This window comes from Microbacterium azadirachtae (assembly GCF_025583665.1).
Lineage (GTDB): Bacteria > Actinomycetota > Actinomycetes > Actinomycetales > Microbacteriaceae > Microbacterium > Microbacterium azadirachtae.
On sequence record NZ_CP099706.1, the window covers coordinates 152,554 to 175,320 of the forward strand.

General features: G+C 72.7%; 23 protein-coding genes. 11 read left to right on the forward strand and 12 right to left on the reverse strand.

The features are described 5' to 3' along the window. Nucleotides 1-121: 121 nt before the first annotated feature. From NFX31_RS00725 to NFX31_RS00755, 7 genes are all read right to left on the reverse strand, one after another. Nucleotides 122-742 carry a histidine phosphatase family protein gene (locus NFX31_RS00725; RefSeq protein WP_052674089.1) on the reverse strand — a complete coding sequence of 207 codons (621 nt, stop codon included), beginning with the start codon at nt 740-742 and terminating at the stop codon, nt 122-124. A 122-nt stretch (nt 743-864) separates the two neighbouring features. After that, the gene (locus NFX31_RS00730; protein WP_262956456.1) at nt 865-2,259 is read right to left on the reverse strand and encodes an amidase; all 1,395 of its coding nucleotides are present in this window, start codon (nt 2,257-2,259) and stop codon (nt 865-867) included. Between the two features lie 32 nt (nt 2,260-2,291). Beyond that, nucleotides 2,292-3,917, reverse strand: a complete 1,626-nt coding sequence (locus NFX31_RS00735; RefSeq protein ID WP_262956457.1) for an ABC transporter ATP-binding protein — start codon at nt 3,915-3,917, stop codon at nt 2,292-2,294. After that, entirely contained in the window at nt 3,914-4,780 is an 867-nt protein-coding gene (locus NFX31_RS00740) for an ABC transporter permease (protein ID WP_091477818.1), read from the reverse strand. The genes NFX31_RS00735 and NFX31_RS00740 overlap by 4 nt, the downstream gene beginning before the upstream one ends. Further along, on the reverse strand, nt 4,777-5,733 hold the full coding sequence (locus NFX31_RS00745; protein WP_091477817.1) for an ABC transporter permease: 957 nt from the start codon (nt 5,731-5,733) through the stop codon (nt 4,777-4,779). The genes NFX31_RS00740 and NFX31_RS00745 overlap by 4 nt, the downstream gene beginning before the upstream one ends. Before the next feature lie 83 nt (nt 5,734-5,816). After that, nucleotides 5,817-7,481 (reverse strand): ABC transporter substrate-binding protein, encoded by a 1,665-nt coding sequence (locus NFX31_RS00750; protein ID WP_091477816.1) that lies wholly within the window; start codon nt 7,479-7,481, stop codon nt 5,817-5,819. Next, nucleotides 7,478-9,199: an amidohydrolase gene (locus tag NFX31_RS00755; RefSeq protein ID WP_262956459.1), complete on the reverse strand. Its 1,722-nt coding sequence runs from the start codon at nt 9,197-9,199 to the stop codon at nt 7,478-7,480. Before NFX31_RS00755 ends, NFX31_RS00750 begins: the two co-directional genes overlap by 4 nt. Nucleotides 9,200-9,399: 200 nt before the next feature. Here NFX31_RS00755 and NFX31_RS00760 point away from each other — a divergent pair, with 200 nt between their 5' ends. The 4 genes from NFX31_RS00760 (at nt 9,400) to NFX31_RS00775 (ending at nt 12,521) form a co-directional block, all read left to right on the forward strand. Then, a complete protein-coding gene (locus tag NFX31_RS00760; protein WP_262956460.1) occupies nt 9,400-10,068 on the forward strand; it encodes a TetR/AcrR family transcriptional regulator in 669 nt (222 codons plus the stop codon). A gap of 211 nt (nt 10,069-10,279) precedes the next feature. Further along, on the forward strand, nt 10,280-11,584 hold the full coding sequence (locus tag NFX31_RS00765; RefSeq protein WP_262956461.1) for an FAD-dependent monooxygenase: 1,305 nt from the start codon (nt 10,280-10,282) through the stop codon (nt 11,582-11,584). After that, nucleotides 11,581-12,051: a MarR family winged helix-turn-helix transcriptional regulator gene (locus NFX31_RS00770; protein ID WP_045248942.1), complete on the forward strand. Its 471-nt coding sequence runs from the start codon at nt 11,581-11,583 to the stop codon at nt 12,049-12,051. Before NFX31_RS00765 ends, NFX31_RS00770 begins: the two co-directional genes overlap by 4 nt. Continuing rightward, nucleotides 12,048-12,521 (forward strand): DUF3237 domain-containing protein, encoded by a 474-nt coding sequence (locus NFX31_RS00775; protein WP_045248941.1) that lies wholly within the window; start codon nt 12,048-12,050, stop codon nt 12,519-12,521. Before NFX31_RS00770 ends, NFX31_RS00775 begins: the two co-directional genes overlap by 4 nt. Before the next feature lie 27 nt (nt 12,522-12,548). Here NFX31_RS00775 and NFX31_RS00780 read toward each other — a convergent pair whose 3' ends face one another. After that, nucleotides 12,549-13,778 carry an AI-2E family transporter gene (locus tag NFX31_RS00780; RefSeq protein WP_091477811.1) on the reverse strand — a complete coding sequence of 410 codons (1,230 nt, stop codon included), beginning with the start codon at nt 13,776-13,778 and terminating at the stop codon, nt 12,549-12,551. A 74-nt stretch (nt 13,779-13,852) separates the two neighbouring features. On the opposite strand from NFX31_RS00780, the gene NFX31_RS00785 reads away from it, so the two are divergent. Continuing rightward, a complete protein-coding gene (locus NFX31_RS00785) occupies nt 13,853-14,149 on the forward strand; it encodes a chorismate mutase (protein WP_045248939.1) in 297 nt (98 codons plus the stop codon). Between the two features lie 20 nt (nt 14,150-14,169). Here the strand turns inward: NFX31_RS00785 and NFX31_RS00790 are convergent, their stop codons facing one another. Continuing rightward, complete coding sequence (locus NFX31_RS00790) at nt 14,170-14,934, reverse strand: histidine phosphatase family protein (RefSeq protein ID WP_262956462.1); 765 nt, start codon at nt 14,932-14,934, stop codon at nt 14,170-14,172. Between the two features lie 212 nt (nt 14,935-15,146). On the opposite strand from NFX31_RS00790, the gene NFX31_RS00795 reads away from it, so the two are divergent. The 5 genes from NFX31_RS00795 (at nt 15,147) to NFX31_RS00815 (ending at nt 19,801) form a co-directional block, all read left to right on the forward strand. Next, on the forward strand, nt 15,147-16,061 hold the full coding sequence (locus tag NFX31_RS00795; RefSeq protein WP_045248937.1) for an SIS domain-containing protein: 915 nt from the start codon (nt 15,147-15,149) through the stop codon (nt 16,059-16,061). Nucleotides 16,062-16,073: 12 nt separating this feature from the next. Next, nucleotides 16,074-17,096: an ROK family protein gene (locus NFX31_RS00800; protein ID WP_262956463.1), complete on the forward strand. Its 1,023-nt coding sequence runs from the start codon at nt 16,074-16,076 to the stop codon at nt 17,094-17,096. Then, nucleotides 17,093-18,070, forward strand: coding sequence for a 1-phosphofructokinase family hexose kinase (locus NFX31_RS00805; protein ID WP_091477809.1), 978 nt, complete (start codon nt 17,093-17,095; stop codon nt 18,068-18,070). The genes NFX31_RS00800 and NFX31_RS00805 overlap by 4 nt, the downstream gene beginning before the upstream one ends. Then, the gene (locus tag NFX31_RS00810) at nt 18,067-18,936 is read left to right on the forward strand and encodes a class II fructose-bisphosphate aldolase (RefSeq protein ID WP_045248935.1); all 870 of its coding nucleotides are present in this window, start codon (nt 18,067-18,069) and stop codon (nt 18,934-18,936) included. The genes NFX31_RS00805 and NFX31_RS00810 overlap by 4 nt, the downstream gene beginning before the upstream one ends. Before the next feature lie 88 nt (nt 18,937-19,024). Then, nucleotides 19,025-19,801 carry a DeoR/GlpR family DNA-binding transcription regulator gene (locus NFX31_RS00815; RefSeq protein WP_045248934.1) on the forward strand — a complete coding sequence of 259 codons (777 nt, stop codon included), beginning with the start codon at nt 19,025-19,027 and terminating at the stop codon, nt 19,799-19,801. 16 nt (nt 19,802-19,817) lie between these two features. On the opposite strand, the gene NFX31_RS00820 is transcribed toward NFX31_RS00815, so the two are convergent. Beyond that, nucleotides 19,818-20,639, reverse strand: coding sequence for an alpha/beta hydrolase (locus tag NFX31_RS00820; protein WP_262956464.1), 822 nt, complete (start codon nt 20,637-20,639; stop codon nt 19,818-19,820). After that, complete coding sequence (locus tag NFX31_RS00825; RefSeq protein ID WP_045248932.1) at nt 20,636-20,914, reverse strand: DUF1905 domain-containing protein; 279 nt, start codon at nt 20,912-20,914, stop codon at nt 20,636-20,638. The genes NFX31_RS00820 and NFX31_RS00825 overlap by 4 nt, the downstream gene beginning before the upstream one ends. 82 nt (nt 20,915-20,996) lie before the next feature. Here NFX31_RS00825 and NFX31_RS00830 point away from each other — a divergent pair, with 82 nt between their 5' ends. Continuing rightward, on the forward strand, nt 20,997-21,611 hold the full coding sequence (locus NFX31_RS00830) for a TetR/AcrR family transcriptional regulator (RefSeq protein ID WP_045248931.1): 615 nt from the start codon (nt 20,997-20,999) through the stop codon (nt 21,609-21,611). Between the two features lie 34 nt (nt 21,612-21,645). Here the strand turns inward: NFX31_RS00830 and NFX31_RS00835 are convergent, their stop codons facing one another. Next, nucleotides 21,646-22,767, reverse strand: a complete 1,122-nt coding sequence (locus NFX31_RS00835) for a sensor histidine kinase (RefSeq protein ID WP_091477805.1) — start codon at nt 22,765-22,767, stop codon at nt 21,646-21,648.

Consider the following 22,767-nt stretch of genomic DNA (forward strand, 5'->3'; position numbering starts at 1 on the left):
CGGTCCGCTCTCAGGAGGGGTGCGTCCACACCGAAGGGAGTCGCGGAATGCCGCGGCTCCCTTCGGTGCTGCATGGAGCCGTCCTGAGAACGGTCGGCGCCGGTCGTGGATCGTGATCGCGTCAGACGGCGATCGGATCCGGATCCGCGGCGCGGTCGACGATCCAGGCGTCCTCGTGGCGGCGGATGGTCGAGACCGAGAGGTTGGCGGGCCCGGAGCGCGCGTCGAGCGCCCCGCCGAGGGTGTGCAGGAGCGACATGATCGTGATGCCGCTGGTCACGACGAGCACCTCGGACCCGGCGTCCGCGGCGTCATGCAGTGCGTCCAGCGCGCGGACCGCCACGGTCGCCGGGGTCTCGGCGAGCGGGTCTTCGGCGGCGAGGGCGTCGAGCGTCGCGATGAACGGACGCTCCGCCTCGGCGTGCTCCTCCATGAGCCGGGAGAAGCGGCGGACGTGCATGCCCTCGAGCGCTCCGAAGCTCAGCTCGCGCCAGCGCGGGTCGGGCTGCGCCGTGAGGGTCGACCCCGCCGCCGCGAGCAGGCCCGCCGCGGTCTCGCGATGCCGCATCCCGTCGCCGGAGAACGCCGCGTCGAACCGGATCCCGGCGGCGGCGAAGTCGAGCCCGCGGGTGGTGGACTGCTCGCGCCCGGTCGGGGTGAGCGGCGCATCCGACCATCCCTGGATCCGCTCGACCGCGTTCAGCATGCTCTGCCCGTGCCGCACCACCCAGATCCGCGTCATGGGTCCAGCCTAGGAGCGGCTGCGGCAGTGGGGATCCGCTCAGGTCGCAATATCCGCTGCTCCGGACGGCGCTCAGGAGCAGACATCGCGACCGGGGCGGAGACGCCCGAAGAGCGGCGTCGTCAGAGCGTCGGCCACCAGGCCGGATCCGTCCACAGCGCCAGCTCCTGCTCGAGCGCGGCGCCGATCCGGAACACCGTGGGGTCGTCGAAGGTGCGGCCGACGATCTGCACGCCCGTGGGCACGCCGTTCGGGGCGATGCCCGACGGCACCGCCAGCACCGGCACCCGGCCGATCACATTGAACGGCAGCGTCATGAGCTGCGAGAACACGGCATCGCTGTCGGTGCACGGTGCGTCGGCGGCGAGCCCCGTGGTGGCGATCGTCGGGCAGAGGAGGGCATCGAAGCGCTGCATCAGCTCGCCGAAGGGCCGGTAGAACGCCGACTCCGCCTCGAGACCGCCGACGAAGTCGCCGCCCCGCCCCGCCGCCTCGGCGAACGCCCGTGTGTAGGGCATGAGCCGGGCCGTGCGCTCCGGATCCCCGTCGGCGATCGATTCGATGAACGGGCCCATGACGGCGCCGAAGTGCGGCCAGCTCGTCTCCAGCGTGCGCTGCGGTCCCCAGGGCAGCTCGACCTCCGTCACGGTCGCGCCGGCCGCGCGCAGGGCGGCGACGACGTCCAGGGTGTTCGCGACGACGGCCGCATCGACCGCGTAGCCGCCCAGGTCGAGACAGACGGCGATGCGCATGCCGGCGAGCGACGACACGGCGCCCGATACCGTCACGACTTCGCGCAGCGACGCCGCATCGCCCGCCCAGGGGCCCGCGATCACGTTCTGCAGCAGCGCCACATCGGCGACGCTGCGCCCCATCGGACCGTCCGCGCAGTACGTGTCGGAGTTGAACGGCGCGAGGCCGGGGACGCGCGCGAACGGCGGCTTGAACCCGACCACGCCGCAGAAGGAGGAGGGGATCCGGATGGATCCGCCGATGTCGGATCCGGTTGCGAGGATCGTGGATCCGGCGGCGAGCACGGCACCGGAGCCGCCCGACGATCCGCCCGGCGAGAAGGCGGTGTTCCACGGGTTGCGGGTCACGCCCCAGAGCGCCGTGTGGGTGACCGGCGCACAGCAGTACTCCGGGGTGGTCGTGCGGCCGTGCACCACCGCGCCGGCGTCGAGGATCCGGTCGACGATCGGATGCGTCTCGGCGGCGACGCGGCTGCGCTCGAGCAGGCTGCCCTCCTCGGCGGTGCGTCCGGCGATCGGCTGCTCCTCCTTGAGCATGAGCGGGATGCCCTCCAGCGGCCGGGTGGCCGCGCCGTCGGCGAACCGCCGCTCGGACGCCCCGGCAGCGGTCCGCGCCTCGTCGAGCCACTGCTCGGTGACGGCGTTGACCACGGGCTCGGTCGCGGCGGTGCGCGCGATCACGGCGTCGAGCAGGTCGACCGGCGACAGCTCGCGACGGCGGAACCGCGCGGTGGCCTCGGTGGCGGTGAGGTGGTGCAGCTCCATGGGGCTCCTTCTGGCGGGGTGGGGCGCGGAGGTCAGGCGGGGACGGGCACCGAATCCAGCAGCAGGCGGGTGTAGGGGTGCTGCGGGGCGGAGAGGATCTCCGTGGTGGCGCCGTGCTCGACGATCTCCCCTCGCCGCATCACGACGGTCTGCTCGCACACCCGGCGCACCACGGCGAGGTCGTGACTGATGAAGAGCAGCGTGAGCCCTTGCGCGCGGCGGATCTCGGCGACGAGGTCGAGCACCTGCGCCTGCACGGAGACGTCGAGGGCGCTCGTGGCCTCGTCCATCACGAGCAGGTCGGGCTCGATCGCGAGCGCCCGGGCGATCGCCACACGCTGGCGCTGGCCCCCGGAGAGCGTCTTGGGGCGCGCGACGGCGTGCTCCTCGCCCAGGCCGACCGCGGCCAGCAGCTCCATGGCCCTGGCGCCGGCGGCGGCGCGGTCGAGTCCCGCGTGCAGCTGCAGCACGTCGCTCACCGCCTGGCGGGCGGGGATCCGCGGATCCAGGGACAGGTACGGATCCTGGAACACCATCTGCACGCTCTTCGCCCGGGCCAGCCGCTCCTCGCGGCGCTTCGGCACCGCGCTGGTGTCGCGCCCGCCGATCCGGATGGTGCCGGTGTCGGTCTGCTCGAGGCCCACGATCATGCGGGCGAGCGTGGACTTTCCGGATCCGGATTCCCCGACCACGGCCAGAGCGCCGCCCGCCGGGATCTCCAGGTCCGCTCCGACGACCGCGCGCACCTCGCCGCGACCGCGCACGCGGTACGTCTTCGAGACGCCGGCGACCTGCACCATGGGGTCGTCGCCCGCGGCTCCGGAGCCGACCGCGCCGTCGTCGCCGCTCAGCCGCGGGGTCGCCGCGACGAGCCGCCTCGTGTACTCGGCCTGCGGGGCGCGCAGCACCTCGAGGGCCGGGCCCTCTTCGACCACCGCGCCGTCCTTCATCACCACGAGCCCGTCGCACAGGGATCCGGCGAGGTTCAGGTCGTGCGTGATGAACAGCATGCCCATCCCGCGGTCGGCGCAGAGCTCGCGCAGCACCTGCACGATCTCCGCCTGCGTGGTCACGTCGAGCGCGGTCGTGGGCTCGTCGCACACGAGCAGCCGCGGGGCCGTGGTCAGGGCGCCCGCGATCATGACGCGCTGCAGCATGCCGCCGCTCAGCTCGTGCGGGTGCTGGTCGAGGTGCTCGGCCGGGGAGGGCAGGCGCACGTCGGCGAGCAGCTCGGCGGCACGGGCGCGGGCGCGAGCCCGCGGCCACCTCTCGTTCAGGCGCAGAGCCTCGGTGAGGTGGTCGCCGATCGTGCGCATCGGGTTGATGCCGGCTCGCGGATCCTGGAACACCATCGCCGCATCCGAGCGGCGGACCGCGCGCAGCGCGGCGGGGGAGAGCGGGGAGCGGCCGTCGACCGAGACGCTGCCGCCGATGTGCGCGCGGTCCGGCGTCAGGCCCAGCACGGTGCGAGCGGTGAGGGACTTGCCGGATCCGGATTCGCCGACCAGGCCCACGGTCTCGCCGGGCGCGACGGACAGCGTGATCCCGTGCAGAAGGCGGGTGCCGTCGGAGAGGTCGAGGGTCAGGTCGCGGATCTCGAGCAGTGCGGACGGATCGCCGAGTGCGGACGGATTGCGCCGTGCGGACGTGACGGTCATGCGGGGATCTCCCCTCCGATGCGGTCGGAGAGGTCCTCGCCGACGATGTTGACGGCGACGACCACGAGCACCACCACGACGGCGGGCGCGATCGCCGGAAGGAACTGGCCTGCGGCGATGCCGCCCTGGGCCTCGTTGATCATGGCGCCCCAGTCGGCGGTCGGCGGCTGCACGCCGAGGCCGAGGAACGACAGGCCGGCGAGTTCGGCGAGCACGTATCCGAAGTTCAGCGTCGACTGCGCTCCGACGATGGGGGCGATGTTGGGCAGCACGCGCCGCAGCGCGATCCACGCACCGCCGAAGCCCTGCACGCGGTAGGCCGCGACGTAGGGCCTGGTGCGCTCCGCGGCGACGAGCGAGCGGGTCAGCCGTGCCACGAACGGCGCGTACGAGATGCTCATCGCGATGACCGGCGCCACCAGGCCCTTCCCGAACAGCGCGACGGCCATCATCGCGATCAGCAGCGACGGGAAGGCGAACAGCACGTCGAACACGCGTCCCAGCACGGCATCGATCCATCCGCCGCGCCAGCCCGCGACGAGTCCGAGCAGGATGCCCAGGGCGGTGGAGAACGTGACGACCAGCAGCGGACCGAGCAGCGCCGTGCGCCCGCCCCACACGATCCGGCTCAGCAGATCCCGGCCGAGGCTGTCGGTGCCGAGCCAGTGCGCGGGGGAGGGCGGGGCGTAGAACGCGGTGAAGTCGACCGCGTCGGGGTCGTACGGGGCGACCCAGGGGGCGAGGATCGCCGCGAGCGTGACCACGGCGAGGACGGCGAGCGACGCGAACACGATTCCGCGGCCGCGCAGCCGCTTCGGCATGCGCAGCACGCGCACCGCCAGGGTGGGGGTGGGGACGGTCATCGTGCACCAGCTCCGGCAGCGGATCGGGGATCGATCCAGGGTTCGAGGATGTCGATGATCGCGTTCACGACGACGAAGGCCGTGACCACGAGCAGGACGATCGCCTGCACGACGGGGAAGTCGAGACGGTCGACGGAGCCGACCAGGAGGGAGCCGACCCCGGCGAGGCCGAAGGCCTGCTCGACGATCGAGCTCGCGACGATGAGGCCCGCCACGAGCACTCCCGACACCGTGAGGATCGGGCCGAGCGCGTTGCGCAGCACGTGCCGGCGGATGACGGCGAGCCGGGTCATGCCGCGCGAGGTCGCGACCTCGACGTGCTCCCGGTTCAGCTGCTCGACCATGGCGGAGCGGGTGACCTTGCCGACGAGCACGATGAACACGATCGCCAGGGCGATCGACGGCAGCACCAGGTGGTAGGCCATGTCCCAGAAGCCGGATCCGGATCCGAACGACGGGAACCAGCCCAGCTGCACCGAGAAGACGGCGATGAGCACGATGGATCCGACGAACGACGGGATCGCCCCGAGCACCGTCAGGGAGATCAGGATGCCGCGGTCGACGGCGCGGCCCTTGTTCAGCGCGGCGATCGCGCCGCCCACGAGCCCGGCGACGGCGATGATGGCGCCGGCCATCACGACGAGCATGAGGGTCACCGGAAGGCGATCGCCGAGCACGGTCGTGACGCTCTGGCGGAACTGCAGGGAGCGGCCGAAGTCGCCGTGCAGCACGCCGGCGATCCAGCGCACGTACTGCTCCCACGGCGGCAGGTCCAGCCCGTACTGCGCGGTGATGTCCGCGATCGCCTCGGGAGAGGGCTTGCGGCCGCGCAGCAGGAAGCGCACCGGGTCGCCCGGCACCAGGAACCGGGAGAAGAAGACGAGGAGCGAGGCGAGAAAGAGGGTGAGCAGCAGCCCGCCCAGCTTCCCCGCGACGCGGCGGAGAGTGCTCATGGCGTCACCTGTGGTCTCGGCCGGCCCGGGGCGCCGCGGTCGCGCGACGCCCCGGGGTCCGGCTCATCGGAGGGGTGCGGAGATCAGCGCTTGCCGATCTGCGCCGCCCACGGGTAGTAGAGGAACGCCATCGACGGGTCGAGGCCCGTGATCCGCTTGCCCAGGAACAGCGGCAGCGGACCTGTGGCGAGCGGCAGCCAGGGCAGCTCCTCGTTGGCGATCTGCTGCGCCTTGGCGGTCAGCACGCTCCGCGCAGCCGGATCCATCGTGCCGACCGCCTCGTTCACGGTCTTGTCGAACTCCGCATCGCTCCAGCCGCCGTAGTTGCTGAAGTCGCCGGTGCGCAGCACGCCGTACATCTCCAGGGCGTCCGGGCTGGACAGGTACCAGACCGTGTAGAAGAGGTCGACGCCCTCGCGGGCGCTCGGGTCGCTGAACAGGGCCGTGTACTGGGCTGGGCTCACGGTCTTGATGGTCAGCTTCAGCCCGATCGACTGCGCCGCGGCCAGGGTGGCCTGGGACACCACCGAGAAGTCGTTGCCGATCGGCGCGGTCACGTAGACGAGCTCCTTGCCGGTCGCGCCGGCCTCCTCGACGAGCTTCTTGGCCTTGGCCAGATCCTGCTTGTAGCGCGTGATGTCGTCGAAGGCGGTCTTCTTCGCGGCCTCGGAGGCGGTTCCCCAGACCAGCTTCGTGGTGAGGACGTCGCTGATCTCCCCGACGCCCTGCGACGCGCCCTTGAGGATGCCGGGCCTATCGAGTGCCATCAGGAGCGCCTGGCGCACGCGCTTGTCGCCGAGCACGCCCTTCATGTTGCTCACGACGAGATCGCTCGTGGCGCTGGACGGGGCGTAGAGCACGTCCCCCTTGCCGGAGGCCTGCAGCTGCGGGGCGGACTCCATCGGGATCTGCCAGGATCCGTCGACGCTTCCCGACTTCATCGCGTTCACCCTCGCCGTGGCGTCGGGGATGATCGAGAAGGTCATCTCCTTCGACTTCGCGCGCAGCTCCTTGTCCCAGTAGCCGTCGTAGCGCTCGAGCGTGAGGGATTCGCCCGACTTCCACGCCTTCAGGGCGAACGGCCCGGTGCAGTTCACCCCGGCGGTCGAGTTGCCGTAGTCCTTGCCCTTGGCGGCCAGGGTCGCCGCCGACTCGATGACGCCCGCCGATCCGCCCATGCCCTGGTTGAACTGGGAGTCGGGGATCTTCGTCTTGACCGTGACCTCCATCGGGCCGGTCTGCGTGATCGATTCGACGTTCTGGTACACGGAGAACCAGCTGGATCCGACCTGCGGATCCATAATCCGCTGCATCGAGGCCACGGCGTCCGCGGCGGTCAGCGGGGTGCCGTCGTGGAAGGTCACGCCGTCGCGCAGCTCGTAGACCCAGGTGAGCGGGTCGGGGTTGGCGAAGCTCTTCGCCAGGCCCGGGCTCAGGGAGTAGTCGGGGTTCAGGCGCAGCAGCGACTCGCACACGTTCGCGAGCACCTGGTTGTCCGGGTAGTCGAACGCGTAGGCGTAGTCGAGGGTCGCGGGCTCGGCGTACAGCGCGAACGAGAACGAGTCGATGTCGCCGCTCGGCTTCGCGGTCGTGGTGGTCAGCTTCCACTCGGCGGTCGCGGAGGCGCCGCCGGTCGAGCCGCCCGAGCAGGCGGTCAGGGACGCCGCGGCGACCAGTGCGGCGGCTCCCGCGGCGGCGACGCGGATCAGGTGGCGCGATGCGCCGCTCGCGAGGCGGGTTCGGGTCATGACGGCTCCCCTTCTTCATCGATGGAGGTGGTGCGGGCGGTGGTGGCGGCGGTCTCGACGGCGTGCACCAGCGCCCCGTCGATCCAGGTCTGGGCGACGCGGCTGCGGTGGATCTCGTCGGCGGGCACGTCGAACGGCGAGGGATCCAGCACGACCAGGTCGGCGCGGTACCCCGGCTTGATGTGCCCCGTGTCGTGGTCGCGGTGGTTCACGTAGGCGCTGCCCGAGGTGTACGCGGCCATGGCCGTGGCCAGATCCAGTCGCTGGTGGGCGCCGCCGAGGGGCTCGGCGTCGAGCCCCGGGGCGACCCGGGTGACGGCGATGTGGATCGCGTCGAGCGGGGCCGCGCTGGAGACGGGCCAGTCGCTTCCGGCGGCGAGTCGCGCGCCCGCGCGCACCAGGTCGCCGAACGGGTACTGCCGCGCCTCCAGGCCCTCCTGCAGGAACGGCAGGGTGAGCTGGTCGAGCTGGTCCTCGTGGGTGGCCCACAGCGCCTGCAGGTTGGCGACCGCGTTCAGCTCCGCGAAGCGCGGCACATCCTCCTCGGCCACGATCTGCAGGTGCGCGAGGTGGTGGCGGTTGTCGGTCGGGCCGTTGGCGGCGCGGGCGGTCTCGAGGGCGTCCAGCGCCTCGCGCACGGCGCGGTCTCCGAGGGCGTGCATGTGCACCTGCATGCCGGCCGCGTCGAGCGCCGTCACGTACTCGCGCAGGCGCGCCGGGTCGATGAAGCTCAGGCCGTGGTTGTGCGTGTCGTGGCCGTGCGAGTCGCGGTACGGCGTCAGCATCGCGGCGGTGTGGTTCTCGGCGACGCCGTCGACCATGATCTTCGTGGTGCCGATCTCGAGCCGCCCGGGGGAGCCGAGCGCGGCGACGCGCTGCCGCTCGGCCACCATGTGCGCGACCTGCTCGATGCCGCGGTCGCGCTCCCACCACTGTGCGCCGGTGACGTGCACGCGCAGCGTGCCCTCGGACAGCGCCCGCTCGTAGGCGGGGAGGGGGTCGGCGATGCTCGCCCCCTCGCCTCCGACCATCGCGTCCTGCCACCCGGTGATGCCGAGCGCGATGAGCTCCTCCTGCGCCCGGAGCAGCCCGCGGTAGCGCAGCTCCTCGGAGGTCGCGGGCCGGACGTCGCCGAACAGGTCTCCGGCGCCCTCGTGGAAGGTGCCGGCCGGGGAGCCGTCCTCCTCGCGGACGATCACGCCGTCGACCGGATCCGGGGTGTCGGGACCGAGGCCCGCACGCTCGATCGCGGCGGTCGACGCCCAGAGGCTGTGGTGGTCGCGGCTGGCGAGCAGCACCGGACGTCCCGGGGCGGCGGCGTCCAGCAGGCCGCGGGCGGGGTTGCCGCCGGGGAAGCAGTCCATCGACCAGCCGCCGCCGAGGATCCACTCCTCGTCGGGGTTCGCCTCGGCGTAGGCGCGGACCGCTGCGACGGCCTCCTCGGCGGACGCCGTGCCGCTGAGGTCGCACTGGAGCAGCTCGACGCCGCCGCCTACCGCGTGGATGTGCGCGTCCTGGAAGCCGGGGCTGAGCAGCGCGCCGCGGAGGTCGATCAGCTCGACCGACCCTTCGGGCTCGGCGCCCAGCACCGCGGCCAGCTCGGTCTCGGGGAGGAGCCGGTCGATGCGCTCGCCGCGCACGATGACGGCCTGGCCGTCGAGGGGGGTGCCGGTACCGGTGAACACCGATCCGCCGTGGAAGACGCGTGTCGTCGTCATCGTCCGCCTTTCGCCGTTGAAGCAGATGAGGAGCCCGCACGACGGCGGGCGATGACCCCGCAGGGCCGCGGGTCGCGATAACGCTAGACGACTGTCCGCGGCGATGTCAACAGTGTTGACTGAACCGATGATCGGTGATTGGTTACGTGGGACGATAGGAATCCGAAGGGCGCGGGCCCGGGAACAGGAGGAGCCGCACGATGGCTGAGGGCGAGACGACATCCCGACTCCCGTCGCGCCCGCGACTGGATCCCGAGCTCATCGTCGCCACGGGGCTCGAGCTGGCGGCGACCGGCGTCTCGGCGATATCCGTGCGCGATCTCGGCGCCCGCCTCGGCGCGGATCCGACGGCCATCTACCGTCACTTCCGCAGCAAGGACGACCTCATGCGCGCCCTGCTCGACGAGGTCACCCTGCGCGCGCTGAACAGCATCGACGTGCCGCTGGACGACTGGCGCGGCCGGCTGCGGGCGATGGCCGCCGCCACGCTGGACCTCTACTCGGAATACCCCGCGGTCGGCGCCGAGGCCACGATCCTCACCACGCACGGCCCCGGCGAGCTCGGCGCGATCGAGCTCATGCTGCAGGCCTTCACGACGGCCGGGCTCAGCGAGGCCGACGTCGTGCGCCACTACGCGCTGCTGGCGTCGCATGTGCTGTCGACCGCGGCGGGCATCGCCCGGGCGCGGGCGGAGCGCGCCGACGGCGAGATCGACGGGCCGTGGTTCGACGAGCCTCCGCTGGCGGACCCCCGGGTCTACCCCCGCATCGCGGAGCACACCGTGGCCCTGGCCTCGCTGCGCGACCGCGAGCTGTTCTTCCTCGGCGTGGACCAGATCCTCGACTCCGCCGAGCGCGCCGCTCGCTGACCCGCCCCTGCCCGCTGACCCGCCCCCGGCGAACGCCCCCGCCCTCAGCTCACTGGTCGCGGATTGCGGGTCTGGGCTCCGGAAAGCCGCAATCTGCGACCAGCGAGCAGAGGGGGGATCGGGCACGGGGTGCGGGATCCGGGGTTGCGTCGAGACTGGTTTTGTGACAAAACTAATCCGCGGCGACGACGCCGGAGACAGGAGTGGATCGATGCGGATCGGAATCATCGGCGCGGGGATCGGCGGGCTCGCCACCGCGCTCAGCCTGGAGGCCGCCGGCTTCCGCGACATCACGGTGCATGAGCGCACCGAGGAGATCCGCGGTCTCGGGGTGGGACTCAACCTGCTGCCGCACGCGATCCGCGAGCTCACCGAGCTCGGCCTGCGCGAGCGGGTCGAGGCGCTCGGCGTCGCCCCGGAGACCCTGGTCTACATGAACCGCTTCGGGCAGCACATCTGGAGCGAGCCGCGCGGCCTGGGCGCCGGCTACCGCTGGCCGCAGCTGTCCGTGCACCGCGGTCGGCTGCAGCTCGCGCTCCGGGACGCGGTCGTCGAGCGCCTCGGCGACGTCATCCGGCTCGGGCACCGCCTCGTGGGCGCGCAGAGCGAGGCCGACGGATCCGAGACCGTGCGCTTCGCCGCCGACGACGGCGAGGTCGAGGCCCGCTACGACCTGGCGGTCGGCGCCGACGGGATCCACTCGGCCCTGCGCGCCCTGCGGTACCCGCAGGAGGGGGCGCCGCCGTGGAGCGGGCTGACCCTGTGGCGGGGCGTGGCCGACGCGCCCGTGCTCGTCGACCGTCGCACGATGATCATGGCGGGCGACGGCGAGCAGAAGTTCGTCGCCTATCCGCTCGGCGCCCCGGTGGACGGGCGCCAGCGACTGAACTTCATCGCCGAGCGCCGCGGCGTCGGCCCCTTCGAGAGCCTCAGCGACCGCGCGGACTGGAACCGGTCGGTGGATCCCGCGCCGATCGCGGCGCTGTTCTCCGACTGGGTGTTCGACGGGCTGGACGTGCCCGCGATCATCGCGAACGCGGACGAGATCCTGGAGTACCCGATGGTCGACCGCGACGCGCTGCCGCAGTGGACCTTCGGACGCACCACGCTCGTCGGCGACGCCGCACACGCGATGTACCCGAACGGCTCGAACGGCGGATCCCAGGCGATCCTCGACGCACGCACCCTGGCGTTCCACCTCGGCACCGCGATGGCGGCGGACGGCCGGGCTGCCGCGGCGGACGGCGGGCTCACCGCGATCGACACCGCGCTCGCCGGCTACGAGCAGGCACGTCGCCCCGCGATGACGGCGCTGCTCGCGGGAACCCGTGCCACGGGACCGGAGCGCGTGATGCTCCTGGCCGCCGAGCGCGCTCCGCAGGGCTTCGCTCGCATCGACGACGTGATCCCCCGCGCGGAGCGCGAGGAGATCGCGAACGCGTACAAGCGCGCCGCGGGATTCGACCCGTCGATCCTCAACGAGCGCGCGTCGCTCACCGTCGGAGCACCGGCGTGAGCCGCGCGGAGCTTGAGGGCGGCCCCGAGGGGCGGCTCGCCGCGGTCATCTCGCCGCTGCGCCGCACCCTGCTCGCCGCCGCCAGGGAGCGCGGCTCCCTGCCCGACATCCCCGACGCCCAGATCGAGGTTGTGCGTGCGCTGCTCCCGTCGCCGGACGGCGCGGAGCGCGGCCCCGCGGAGCTCGCCGACGCCCTGCATCTCAGCCGCTCGACCGTCAGCAATCTGCTGCGCGCGATGGAGGCCGACGGCCTGGTCGAACGGCGCCGGGGCGCCGGTGACGGACGGCGGGTCGTCGTGGCGGCCTCCGCGCGTGCGATCGACCTGTTCCACCGGTTCGACGAGGCCGCCGGAGAGCTGCTCCGCGAGGCGCTGGCGAGCCTGGATCCGTCCGACCGCTCGGCCGTGGATGCGGCGGTCCCGGCTCTCGAGCGACTCGCCGAGGCGCTGAAGGGGGCCAGCCGATGACCGACCTGTTCGCGGAGCTCCCGCAGCCCGCCCTCGAGCCGGCGTTCGACGTGACGGTGCAGGTCGGGCCGCCGATCGATCTCGGGGTCACCTCCGCCGGGCACCGCCGCGTCGTCCCGATCCTCGGCGGCAGGATCACCGGTTCGCTCGAGGCCGAGATCCTCCCGGGCGGATCGGACCGGCAGCTCATCCGCGAGGACGGCACGTTCGACATCGACGCCGACTACTCCGCGGTCACCGCCGACGGCCCGCTGCTGCTCCGGGCGCGGGGCGTGCGCACCGGCCCGTCCGAGGTGCTGGCGCGTCTCGGCCGTGGCGAGCCGGTGCCGCCGTCCGAGTACTACTTCCGCACGGTCGTGGAGTTCGAGTCCTCGGCGCCGCGGCACCGCGGGCTGCAGCGCGCGCTGCACGTCGCCGTCTGCCGCCGCGAGGGCTCCGCGGTGCACTATCGCGCCTACCGGCTGGGCTGAGCCGGACCCCGGGCGAGGGCGTGCGGACTAGATCCGTGCGTCCTGCCGGGGGATCCATACCTGCTTCACGATGATGAGGATCGAGGCGGTCACGGGCACCGCGATGAGCGCGCCGAGCAGCCCGAGCAGCGTGCCGCCGACCAGCGCGCCGATCACGACGAGGGATCCCGGGATCGCGATCGCCTTGCTCATCACCCGCGGCGTGATGACGTAGGCCTCGATCTGCATGTACACGACGTAGACGGCCGCGAAGATCAAGGCCATGAGCGGCGAGCTGAACAGGGCGATGCCCGTGCCGATGATCCAGAACAGCACGGATCCGACGAGCGGGATCAGCGTGATGAGGAACGCGACGGTCGCCATGAGCGGCGGGAACGGCAGCCCCAGCACGAGGTAGAGCAGGAAGACGATCATCGCGTTGATGAACGCGAGGCCGACCATGCCCATCACGTAGCCGCCCACCGACTCGGTGATCTGCTCGCTGATGCGGTCGATGCTGCGGCGGTCGCGGGCCGGCGCGAGGCGCAGCAGCCCGGCCTTCATCGACGGCAGCGTGGCGAGGAAGTAGAGGGTCAGCACGAGCACGATCAGCCCGCCGGAGACGCCCGTGGCGATGCCGGTCGCGATGCCCGTGCCGATCTGCAGGGCACCGCCGCCGATCTGCGCGATCCGGCTGGGGTCGCTGAGGAACTTCTGCACCTCGGTGACGAGATCCGTCAGCCCCACCCCGAACTGGTTCTCCAGCCAGGCGTAGAAGTCCGTGTGCGTGAAGTTGCGGATCGTGTGGGGGATCCCGGTCACGAACGTGGCGATCTGGTCGATCACGGTCGGCAGGATCGCCAGCACGATGACGACGAGCACGAGGGCGAGTGCCACGATCACCGCCACGACCGACCAGGCGCGGGACAGCCCGCGCTTCTCGAGCCAGCGCACGGCGGGGTCGAGGCCGAGGGCGGCGAACAGCGCGAACGCGATGTAGATGAGCACGGTCGACAGGCTGCCGAGGGACAGGCCGAGCAGGATCGCGAGGAGCCCGCCGAGCGTGACGAGGAAGCCCAGCCGGACGGGCTTGTCGATGCGCGTCCAGAACGAGGCTCGCGGCGGTCCGGCCTCGACGAAGGTCACGGGAGGGACCGCGTCGGCGTCGTCGACGGGGTCCGCGGTCGCGGTCGCCGTGCCCGTGTTCTCGGCCGGGCCGGCGGGCGTCGCGGCGGTGTGTTCCGCCGCCTCCTCGGGGGTGCGGTCTTCGCGGGTCATGGCTTCACTGTAGGGGCCTGCGACGCGTTATCGTCGGAGGGATCGCTCGTCCGCCGCCCGGTGAGGAGACCCCGATGACCGCCGCCGATCCCCGCGCCGAACTGCTGCGACTGCGCGCCAGCATCGACAACATCGACGCCGCCCTCATCTTCATGCTCGCGGAGCGCTTCCGCTGCACGCAGCAGGTCGGCGTGCTCAAGGCCGAGCACGAGATGCCCGCGTCGGATCCGAACCGCGAGGAGCAGCAGGTGGCCCGCCTGCGCGCGCTCGCCGAAGAGGCCCACCTGGATCCGGAGTTCGCCGAGAAGTGGTTCAACTTCGTCGTCGCCGAGGTGATCCGCCACCACACCGAGGCCGCCGAGTCCCGCTGACCCGGCGGCCCGCGCACGGTTCAGCCCGCGTAGCGCGTGTCGCCCACCGATCGCACGGTCCAGGTGCCCCGGGCGTGGCTGAGAACGCTGACCGCGCCGTTCTCGAGCGGAGCCGGCACCTCCGCGCCGAGCGACTCGAGCAGGCAGGTGATGGACATGCCGCTGGAGACGGCGAGGACGGCGCCGCCGAAACGCCGCGGCAGCGTGCGATCGGTCGCGGCGGCGGTCAGGGCGTCGTTCATGCGTGCGGCGACCTGAGCATGCGTCTCGGTCGGAAGCGCGGTGTCGGGATTGCTCGCCCCGAACGCATCGATGATGTGCGCGAGGGTGTCGAGCGGGCCCGCGGCGGCGAGCTGCGGGTAGGCGACGGATTGCTTCTCGCCCTCCCACCCGCCGTAGGCGACCTCGCGGAGTCCGGCGACCCGGATGGGCGTGAGGGCGGAGGAGACTGCGGCGAGGATCCCGCTCGCCGTCTGGAAGTGTCGCGTCATGTCGGCGCAGTACGCCGCATCGAAGCCGCCGATCTCGGCGGCGAGGTTGCGGCCGACGTTCGCGGCGGTCTGGACGCCGGCGTCGGTGAGCGGTGAGTCGGACCATCCCTGGATGCGTCCGGCCTGGTTCAGCCAGGTGCGGCCGTGGCGCACGAGGTACACCGTGGTCGTGCGGTTCGGCGGAGCGGCCGGCGGTGCGGCGACCGCCTGAGGGGCACCGGTGACGGCGAGCGTTCCGGCGAGGGCGCTTCCGCCGAGCGCGAGCAGGGCTGTGCGACGGGACAGGTCGGGCATGTCATCTCCTTCGATGGACGGCATCGACGAAAGCCGTACGTTGTTCATGTTTCGTCGGTGGCGAAAGCCTAGCGATATTCGTGTTTCCGCGCGACGCCGTGGTTGGGGCAGGTGGGGACGCCCCGCAAGACAGACTGACGGAACATGATCGTTTTGACGTATGATCGTGCAAGGTCGCGCACTTGCGGGACCGTGCCCGCCGAGGAGGACGTATGACCGACCCGAACGAGACTCTCGCCCCCGGCGCTCACATGCGCGCCGAGCTCGACTCGCAGCCCGACACCTGGGAGCGCGCCGCGGGCATGACCGCGGAACAGGCGCTGCTGCCCGCGAAGGGTCAGCGCGTGGCCGTGGTCGGCTGCGGCACCTCGTGGTTCATGGCGCAGTCCTACGCGGCGCTGCGCGAGCGCGCGGGCTTCGGCATCACCGACGCGTACGCGGCCAGCGAGGCGTTCATGGACCGCGGCTACGACGCGGTCGTGGCGCTGACGCGCTCCGGCACGACGACCGAGGTGCTCGAGCTCGTCGACCAGCTGAAGTCGGCCGGATCCGCCCCGCGCATCGTCGGCGTGATCGGCGACGAGACCTCCCCGCTCGTCGGCATGGTCGACGACGCCGTCCTGCTGCCCTTCGCGGACGAGAAGTCGGTCGTGCAGACGCGCTTCGCGACCACGGCGCTGGCCCTGTTCCGCGCGTCCCTGGGCGAAGACCTCACGGGCGCCATTGCCGACGTCCGCACCGCCCTCGCCGACGTCGACCCCACGCTCGCCGGCGCCGAGCAGTACACCTTCCTCGGCCGTGGCTGGACCATCGGGCTGGCGCACGAGGCCGCGCTCAAGATGCGCGAGTCGTCGCAGTCGTGGACCGAGTCGTACCCGTCGATGGACTACCGCCACGGTCCGATCGCCATCGCCGCGCCCGGCCGCATCACGTGGCAGTTCGGCGCGGCGCCCGAGGGGCTGGACGCGCAGGTCGCCGCGACGGGCGGACGCTGGGTGCAGCACCCGATCGACCCGATGGCCGATCTCGCCCGGCTGCACCGCGTGGCGCTCGACCGCGCGCTCGCCAAGGGGCTCAACCCCGACGAGCCGCGCAACCTCACCCGCTCGGTGATCCTCGAGGACTGAGGGATCCCGATGATGACCAGTGCCGACCGCGAGGCCGCGTCGCACGACGCGGCCGAGGCCGCGCGCGCCGTGCCCGACGTCGTCACGGACGCGTCGGGGGATCCGCTCGCGCAGGCGGCGGAGCTCGGTGCGGGCGCGCCGGTGCTCGCGTTCGACGTGGGCGGCACCGACATCAAGTCGGCGCTGTTCGACGCCGACGGCGCCATGCTCGGGCTGCGCCGCACGCCCACGCCCGAGCCCGGCGCCGACCTGCCCGTGCGCCTCGTGGCGCGGCTGGTCGAGCTCGGCGCGCAGCTGCGCGAGGAGCATCCGGGCGTGGATCCGGTCGCCGTGGGGCTGGTCGTCCCCGGCATCGTCGACGAGGTCGCCGGGGTCGGCGTGTTCGCGAGCAACATGGGCTGGCGCGACGCCCCGATCCGCGCGCTCGCGGAGGAGGCGTTCGGGCTGCCCGTCGCGTTCGATCACGACGTGCGCACGGGCGGGTGGGCAGAGCACGTGCTCGGCGGTGCCCGGCCGTATCCGGACTCGATCGTGCTCATCATCGGCACCGGGATCGCGGGAGCGCTGCTGCTGGGCGGAGTGCCGTTCACCTCGGGCGGCTACGCCGGAGAAGTCGGGCACTCGCCGGTCGCGGACGAGCCCGTGTGCGCCTGCGGCGCCCGGGGATGCCTGGAGGCGATCGCGTCGGCCGGAGCGATCGCCCGGCGCTACACGGCGCGCACGGGTGTTCCCGTGGAAGGCGCCAAGGAGGTCATCGCCCTCGCCGGGGCGGGCGACGACGCCGCCGCCGCCGTCTGGGACGAGGCGCTCGATGCGCTCGCCCTGTCGATCGCGCAGCTCACCGCGGTGATCGCGCCGCAGGCGGTCGTGATCGGAGGCGGGCTCTCCCGCGCCGGCGGCGCCCTGTTCGACGAGCTGCGCACCCGACTGCGCGCGCGGCTGAGCTTCCACCGCCTCCCCGAGCTGGTGCCCGCCCAGCTGCTCGGCAACGCGGGGATCCTGGGTGCGGCGCTGCGAGCCAGGAGCCTCGGATGATCGTCACCGTCACCCCGAATCCCGCCCTCGACCTCACCTGGCATGTCGACCGGATCCTGCCCGGCGGAACGCACCGCGCCGACACCGGCGTCGCCCGCGCGGGCGGCAAGGGCCTGAACGTGGCTCGCGTCGCGCACGCGCACGGCGCCCCCGTACGTGCGCTCGCCACCGCCGGGGGGCCGACCGGCGACGAGTTCGCCGCCGAGCTCGCCGCCTCCGGAGTGCCGCACGAGCTGATCCCGGTGCGGGGCGCGACGCGACGCAGCATCGCCCTGGTCGACGAACACCTCGGCGACACCACGATCGTCAACGAGCGCGGCCTGAACCCGGGTCCCGAGGAGTGGGCTGCTCTGGCGGAAGCCGTGCGCCGGTCGCTCGGCGATGCCCCCGTCCGCGGCCGCAAGCCGGTGCTGGTGCTCTCCGGATCGCTGCCCCCTGGTGCCCCCGACGAGCTGCTCCCCGGCCTGATCCGCCTCGGTCGCGACGTCGGAGCCACCGTGATCGCCGACACGTCAGGGCCGGCGCTCCTCGCCGCTGCGGATGCGGGGGCGACCGTGCTCAAGCCGAATGCCGCCGAACTCGCCGAGGCGACGGGCATCGCCGACCCCGTGGCGGGCGCGTGCGAGCTGCTGCATCGCGGCGCGTCGCTGGTGCTGCTGTCCCGTGGTGCGGACGGGATGCTCGCCGTCACGTCCGAGGAGATCGTGCGCGCCCGGCTCGCCGAGCCGCTCGCAGGCAACCCGACCGGCGCGGGCGACGCGGCCGTCGCCGCGTGCGCCGTGCTGCTGGCGCGGGGCGTGAAGGATCCGGTCGCGCTGCTGCGCCGGGCCACCGCATGGTCGGCGGCGGCGGTGCTGATGCCGCTGGCGGGCGAGATCCACCCGTCGTGGCCCGACCTCGAATCCGCTGTGATGGTCGACAGCCCGTCGTTGACCGCGCTGCGCCGTCCGTCCGTCGAAAGGACCCCCCGATGACCCTCGTCTCCGCCCGCGACCTCGTGCACGACGCGGCCCGCCGCGGCACCGGCGTCGGAGCCTTCAATGTGATCCACCTGGAGACCGCGGAGGCGCTCGTCTCCGCATCGGCCCAGGCCGGCCTGCCCGTGATCCTGCAGATCTCGCAGAACTGCGCCGACTACCACGGTGCGCTCGAGCCGATCGCACTCGCGACGCTCGCCGTCGCACGCCGCGCGTCGACGCCGGTGGCGGTGCACCTCGACCACGCCGAGCGCCCCGAGCTCGTCGACGAGGCCATCGCGCTCGGATTCGGATCCGTGATGTTCGACGGCGGCACGCTCGACTACGCGGACAACGTCGCGCTCACGGCGCAGGTCGTCGAGCGCGCGCACGCGGCGGAGGTCTACGTCGAGGGCGAGCTCGGCGAGGTCGGCGGCAAGGACGGTGCGCACGCCCCCGGGGTGCGCACCGATCCGCGGGAGGCGCGCGCGTTCGTCGAGGCGACGGGGGTGGACGCGCTCGCCGTGGCGGTCGGCTCCTCGCACGCGATGACCGATCGCACCGCCGCCCTCGACCTCGACCTCATCGCGCGGCTCCGCGAGGCCCTGCGCGGCGCCGGGGAGGACGGGGCGGACGTGCCGCTCGTGCTGCACGGGTCGAGCGGGGTGCCCGACGACACGATCGCGGCGGCGGTGCGGGCCGGGATGACGAAGATCAACGTCTCCACCCACCTGAACGGATTCTTCACCCGTGCCATCCGGCAGAGGCTGGAGGAGGACGAGCGCCTCGTCGACTCCCGGAAGTACCTCGCGCCGGCCCGCGACGCCGTCGCCGGCGAGGCCGCCCGCCTGCTGCGCCTCTTCGCCGGACCGACCCCGTCATGATCCTCCCCTTCGCATTCGAGGAGCGATGTTCGTCGCCGTCTACGCTGTTCCGGGGCGGACATCGCTCCCCGAAACCCGAAGGGGCGGCATGAACCGGGCCAATCGCCTCACGGCCATCCTCGACCTGCTCGCCGTCCGCGGCGACGTGTCGGTCGAGGAGCTCGCGGAGCGCTTCGACGCGTCGGCCGCCACGATCCGGCGCGACCTCGACAGCCTGTCCGAGCGGCGGCTCCTCACGCGCACGCACGGCGGCGCCGTCGCGCAGTCGGTCGCCTACGAGCTGCCGATCCGCTACAAGAGCCACCAGCGCACCTCCCAGAAGGAACGCATCGCGCAGGCCGCCTCGGCGCTCGTCTCCCCCGGGGCTGTCGTGGGACTCTCCGGCGGCACCACGACCACCGCCATCGCCACCGCGCTCGCGGCACGGGAGGACCTCGCCGAGCAGGGCCTCACCGTCGTCACCAACGCGGTGAACATCGCCGCACAGCTCGCCACGCGCCCCGACTTCAAGGTCGTGGTGACCGGCGGCGTGATCCACTCCCGCAGCTACGAGCTCGTCGGGCCGTTCGTGGAGCAGCTGCTCGCGGGCGTCAGTCTCGACATCGCCTTCATCGGCGTGAACGCGCTCTCGACGAGCGGCGTCGCGACCACGCACGACGAGCGCGAGGCCGCGGTGAACCGGATGATGGCGAGCCGTGCCCGCCGCGCCGTGATCGTCGCCGACTCGTCGAAGGTGGGGGCGTCGGCGTTCGCGGCGGTCGGCGGATCCGACCTCTTCCCCACGCTGCTCACCGACGACGGCCTCGCGCCGGACGATCGGCGCGCCCTGCGCGACGCCGGCTACGAGGTCGTCCTGGCGGACTGACGCACGGGATCCGGCCTCACGCCAGCGGGAAGTCCGCTTCGGCGCGCAGGCCGCCCTCGGGGCGGGCGGTGAGCATGCGTGCGATCCGCTCTGCCATCGCCGTCGGATCCCAATCGTGCCAGGCGCCGCGAAGCTCCTCCGCGGTCCCGTTCGCGTCCGACTCGGCGACGGCGGAGGCCGCTTCGGTCATGCCGGGGAACGTCTCCGTGCCGACGAGGGCCAGCACCGGGGCGTCGATCCCGGAGAGGAAGGCGCGGGGAGAGCGCTCCTCGACCAGGGCGAGCGCCGTGCCGTCGGGGATCCAGCTGTGCACCAGTGCAGGGAACTGCGGGGATGTGCGCAGCTCGTCGATCCACTCGGGGGGCATGCCCGCCATGTACCGGACGATCGCACCCTCGAGGTCCCCTGCGTCGATGCTTCTCTTCACGCCGGCCCACCACGCGGGCGCGCCCTCGGGGAACTGCCACAGAGGCGCCTCCCACAGCATCACCCCGGCGAGCGTGGGGACGCCGGCCGCGGCGAGGATCGCCAGGGCGCATCCCGACGAGTGCCCGATCAGCACGACCGGGGCGCTGAGCGCCTCGGAGACTGCGGTGATCGCGCTGAGTTCGCGGTCGAGGTCGACGGGACCGGAGGCGGCCGATTCGCCCCGTCCGAGGCGCTCGGGCACGGCCGCCCGGTATCCGCGTCCGGCGAGCAGACGCGCGGTAGACGAGGGGATCGGGTTCTCGGCCCGCCCCGGTCCCGCTCCCTGGACGAAGAGCGCTGCGGGGGCGCCCTCGGGCCCGTGCAGCTCGACGTCGACGGCGTCGCCGTAGGGCGTGCGCACTCGCATCATGCCACCGGTCCGTTCAACCGCACGCGCACCAGGTCGCCCGCGGCCTTGCCGAGCGCGGCCCGCGTGGCGGCCTTGACCGGACCGACGTGGGCGCCGTTGCCGATCGGCATGAGCGTGATCGCGACCGGCTGGTCGTCGATGGTCCCGGTCACCCGCACCGGCCTGCCGGTGCCGAAGAAGGCGCGCGATCCGGGAACGTCGAACACCGTCCAGGATGCGGCCTCGGGTGCGACGCGAAGACGGGCGTCGAACTGAAGAGCGGACTTCTCTGCCATGGGGCACCTCCACTTTCTAGACTGTTGAGTCTTGTTTTGGATATTAGACTCGCGAGTATGATTTGCGCAAGGAGGTGATCGGATGCGCCCGAGTTCGCAGCCGAAGCGAGCCGCGGCCCTCGCGGCGGCAGAGCGGCAGTTCCTCGCGACGGGATACGAGTCGGTCACGATGGAATCGATCGCGCAGGAGTCGGGGGTCGCGAAGCAGACGCTGTACAGCCACTTCGGCAGCAAGCGCGACCTGTTCCTGGAGATCGTGCGCGCCCAGACCGAAGGAGCGAGCGCCTCCGTCCTCGATCCCGCGCCGACCTTCCCCGACGCTTCCCATGCGCGCGAAGGCCTGCACGACCTTCTCGTCGCTCAGCTGACCGCCGTCCTCGATCCGCGGATCCTCGCGCTGCGTCGTCTCGTGATCGGCGAGCTGCGTCGTTCGCCGGAGCTCGCCGAGGCACTCTACGAGCTGGGACCGCGACGCGCGATCCTCGCTCTCACCGCGGTGGTGGACGAGCTCTGCGCCGCCGGCGTGGTCCGTCCGGTCGATGCCGAGCAGGCCGCCACGCAGCTGAACTGGCTGGTGATGGGGGAGCCGATCAATCGCGCCATGCTGCTCGGCGACGCGGCGGCGCTCTCCCCCGCGCAGATCCCCGCGCACGTCGAGGCCGCGCTCGACATGTTCTTCGCCGCCTACGGGGCGTGAGGGCTCCCTCCCGTCGTGGGGCGGCCCGAGACCCTCATGCCAGAGGGAAGCTCGCCTCGACGCGCAGGCCGCCCTCGGGGCGCGCGGTGAGCACGAGGGATCCGCCGAGCACCTCGACGATCGATCCCGCGATCGCCAGCCCCAGCCCGGATCCGCCGTGACCGCCGTCGCGCGCCCGTCCGGAGCCGCGCTGGAACGGCTCGACCAGCGTCGCGACGAGATCCGGGTCGAGCCTCTCGCCGGTGTTCTCCACCACAAGCGCGCCGCGGCCGCCCAGGCTCACCGTGCGCACGGTGGCCGAGCCGCCGGACGGCAGGTTGTGCACCAGCGCGTTCTGCACGAGGTTCAGGGCGAGCTGGTCGAGCAGCGCCGCATCGCCGCGCACGAACACCGGGTCGCCCACGGCGTCGATGCGCACGTCGTGCGCCGCCGCGACCTCGTGCAGCAGCTCGATCGCACCCTCCGCCGCGAGCGACAGGTCGACCTCGACCTGCTGCGGCGGGCGCGCATCCAGCCGTGCGAGCAGCAGCAGCGCCTCGGTGAGCGCGACCGCGCGCTCGTTCGCGGTGCGCAGCCGTTCGAGCAGCTGCGGCACGTCCGGATCCGGCTCGGCCTGCGCGACGTCGAGCAGTGCCCGCGTGATCGCGAGCGGGGTGCGCAGCTCGTGCGACGCGTTCGCGGCGAACCGCCGTTCGCGCTCCAGATCGGCCTGGATCCGGTCGAGCATCCCGTCGAACACGTCCGACAGCCGGCGGAACTCGTCGTCGCGTCCAGGCAGCGCCATCCGTGCGCTCAGCTCTCCCTCGCCCACGGCGCGGGCGGTGTCGGCCATGATCGCGAGCGGGCGCAGCACCCGGCCGGCGAGCAGCCAGCCGCCGAGCACGCTCAGCCCGATGAGCGCGAGCAGCGCCCAGGTCGCCGCCGGCACGAAGGCGCGAATCAGGTCGGTGCGGTTCGGTGCCCAGCTGCCGCCCGCCAAGGGGTCGCTGCTGTAGACCTCGCCGTCGGGCACGTAGCGCAGCAGCCAGAGCGCCACCACGCCCAGCAGCACGGCCCCGGCGATCGCGACCAGGGCCACGTAGCTGAGGGTGAGCCGCCATCGCACCGAGAGTCCGCGGCTCCGCTCGGCGTGCGGCCCGAGGGGCACGGGTGCCAT

Coding starts and splice junctions, on each gene's coding strand:
- NFX31_RS00725 (WP_052674089.1), bottom strand. CDS start 742: ATGACGCGGATCTGGGTGGTGCGGCACGGGCAGAGCATGCTGAACGCG.
- NFX31_RS00730 (WP_262956456.1), bottom strand. CDS start 2,259: ATGGAGCTGCACCACCTCACCGCCACCGAGGCCACCGCGCGGTTCCGC.
- NFX31_RS00735 (WP_262956457.1), bottom strand. CDS start 3,917: ATGACCGTCACGTCCGCACGGCGCAATCCGTCCGCACTCGGCGATCCG.
- NFX31_RS00740 (WP_091477818.1), bottom strand. CDS start 4,780: ATGACCGTCCCCACCCCCACCCTGGCGGTGCGCGTGCTGCGCATGCCG.
- NFX31_RS00745 (WP_091477817.1), bottom strand. CDS start 5,733: ATGAGCACTCTCCGCCGCGTCGCGGGGAAGCTGGGCGGGCTGCTGCTC.
- NFX31_RS00750 (WP_091477816.1), bottom strand. CDS start 7,481: ATGACCCGAACCCGCCTCGCGAGCGGCGCATCGCGCCACCTGATCCGC.
- NFX31_RS00755 (WP_262956459.1), bottom strand. CDS start 9,199: ATGACGACGACACGCGTCTTCCACGGCGGATCGGTGTTCACCGGTACC.
- NFX31_RS00760 (WP_262956460.1), top strand. CDS start 9,400: ATGGCTGAGGGCGAGACGACATCCCGACTCCCGTCGCGCCCGCGACTG.
- NFX31_RS00765 (WP_262956461.1), top strand. CDS start 10,280: ATGCGGATCGGAATCATCGGCGCGGGGATCGGCGGGCTCGCCACCGCG.
- NFX31_RS00775 (WP_045248941.1), top strand. CDS start 12,048: ATGACCGACCTGTTCGCGGAGCTCCCGCAGCCCGCCCTCGAGCCGGCG.
- NFX31_RS00780 (WP_091477811.1), bottom strand. CDS start 13,778: ATGACCCGCGAAGACCGCACCCCCGAGGAGGCGGCGGAACACACCGCC.
- NFX31_RS00785 (WP_045248939.1), top strand. CDS start 13,853: ATGACCGCCGCCGATCCCCGCGCCGAACTGCTGCGACTGCGCGCCAGC.
- NFX31_RS00790 (WP_262956462.1), bottom strand. CDS start 14,934: ATGCCCGACCTGTCCCGTCGCACAGCCCTGCTCGCGCTCGGCGGAAGC.
- NFX31_RS00795 (WP_045248937.1), top strand. CDS start 15,147: ATGACCGACCCGAACGAGACTCTCGCCCCCGGCGCTCACATGCGCGCC.
- NFX31_RS00800 (WP_262956463.1), top strand. CDS start 16,074: ATGACCAGTGCCGACCGCGAGGCCGCGTCGCACGACGCGGCCGAGGCC.
- NFX31_RS00805 (WP_091477809.1), top strand. CDS start 17,093: ATGATCGTCACCGTCACCCCGAATCCCGCCCTCGACCTCACCTGGCAT.
- NFX31_RS00810 (WP_045248935.1), top strand. CDS start 18,067: ATGACCCTCGTCTCCGCCCGCGACCTCGTGCACGACGCGGCCCGCCGC.
- NFX31_RS00815 (WP_045248934.1), top strand. CDS start 19,025: ATGAACCGGGCCAATCGCCTCACGGCCATCCTCGACCTGCTCGCCGTC.
- NFX31_RS00820 (WP_262956464.1), bottom strand. CDS start 20,639: ATGATGCGAGTGCGCACGCCCTACGGCGACGCCGTCGACGTCGAGCTG.
- NFX31_RS00825 (WP_045248932.1), bottom strand. CDS start 20,914: ATGGCAGAGAAGTCCGCTCTTCAGTTCGACGCCCGTCTTCGCGTCGCA.
- NFX31_RS00830 (WP_045248931.1), top strand. CDS start 20,997: ATGCGCCCGAGTTCGCAGCCGAAGCGAGCCGCGGCCCTCGCGGCGGCA.
- NFX31_RS00835 (WP_091477805.1), bottom strand. CDS start 22,767: ATGGCACCCGTGCCCCTCGGGCCGCACGCCGAGCGGAGCCGCGGACTC.